This window comes from Pseudomonas sp. NPDC087614 (genome assembly GCF_044743485.1).
GTDB lineage: Bacteria > Pseudomonadota > Gammaproteobacteria > Pseudomonadales > Pseudomonadaceae > Aquipseudomonas > Aquipseudomonas baetica_A.
This window is the reverse complement of sequence record NZ_JBIUWN010000017.1, coordinates 1-1,127: the sequence shown is the minus strand read 5'-3', so window position 1 is coordinate 1,127 and position 1,127 is coordinate 1. Positions and strand designations below refer to the sequence as shown.

Genomic DNA, 1,127 nt, shown 5'->3' with positions numbered 1-1,127 from the left:
CGCCCCCCCCCCACCCTCCCCCCCCCCCCCCCCCCCCCCCCGCACCGCGCTGTACCTGCTGTGCCAGGCGCCCGACGAAAAACCGGCGATCCTCAAGCCACGTCACCACTAAGATCCGGCCTATGGACAACCCCATAGGCAACCGCCCCCTGATGTTGCGCTACTTCCTGCTGGCCATCGGCTGGCTCAGCGTGGCATTGGGGGTGATCGGGATTTTCCTGCCCGTCCTGCCCACCACCCCTTTCCTTCTGCTCGCCGCGGCCTGCTTCGCGCGCAGCTCTCCGCGTTTTTATCGCTGGCTGGTCGAGCATCCGCGGCTCGGGCCGTGGATCCGCGATTACCTCGATGGCAACGGCATTCCGCTCAAAGGCAAGGTCTACGCGATCGGGCTGATGTGGGCGAGCATTCTGTTTTCCTGCTACCTGGTGCCACTGCCGTGGGCGCGGGGGTTCATGTTGACGAGCGCGGGGTTGGTGACGGTTTATATTTTGCGGCAGAAAACACTGCGCAAACCTTGATGCACTACTGGATAGAGGACAGGTATGCACCTGTTTCCAATCACAGTAGAATTTGCGCCAAATCTGATCCTTGGACACACCACCACTGCCGCAGCCTGGCATCGGTCTACATGGAGGAAAGTCTGTGAAACTGATCAGGCTGGAGCTGGAAAACTACCGTTGTTTCCCATTGCTGACACTTGAACTCGATACTCAGCTGACTTTGTTGGTCGCGCGCAACGGTCAAGGCAAGACAAGTCTGTTGGATGCTATCAAGGTGGCGTTGTGGCCTTACGTTCGCGGGTTTGACCTCGGCAGCACTACCAATGACATCACCGGAATTCATCCGGAAGACGTTTTTTTGCGCCCCCTAAAAGCGCATCAAATGGAACCATCTCTTCCTGCTCGACTGTCTGCTCAAGCAACTCTGCATGGACAAAACTGGGAGTGGACTCGGCGCCGTGAAAGCATTCGTAAAGGCACACAGACCCGCGGTGATGACGCTGCCAACAAGCTTGAGGCAGCAGCCGAAGCCCTAGGAAAACTCTGAAAAAGACTTTCTGATTTTGGCAAAATCCCCAGATTCCACCCGCCGAGTTTTCCGATGAAGCAGATGACCTTCGCCGACGC

The 1,127-nt window shown here is 57.9% G+C and carries 2 protein-coding genes and 1 pseudogene; all 3 read left to right on the top strand.

Annotated features, from left to right (window positions below; all coding sequences use genetic code 11):
* Positions 1-37 precede the first annotated feature (37 nt).
* Positions 38-112 (top strand): annotated as a pseudogene (locus ACIOWA_RS09290) (YecA family protein); the annotation flags it as partial.
* A gap of 10 nt (positions 113-122) precedes the next feature.
* Positions 123-518 carry a YbaN family protein gene (locus ACIOWA_RS09285; RefSeq protein ID WP_401159493.1) on the top strand — a complete coding sequence of 132 codons (396 nt, stop codon included), beginning with the start codon at positions 123-125 and terminating at the stop codon, positions 516-518.
* A gap of 124 nt (positions 519-642) precedes the next feature.
* Complete coding sequence (locus ACIOWA_RS09280; protein ID WP_401159399.1) at positions 643-1,047, top strand: AAA family ATPase; 405 nt, start codon at positions 643-645, stop codon at positions 1,045-1,047.
* Positions 1,048-1,127: the final 80 nt, after the last annotated feature.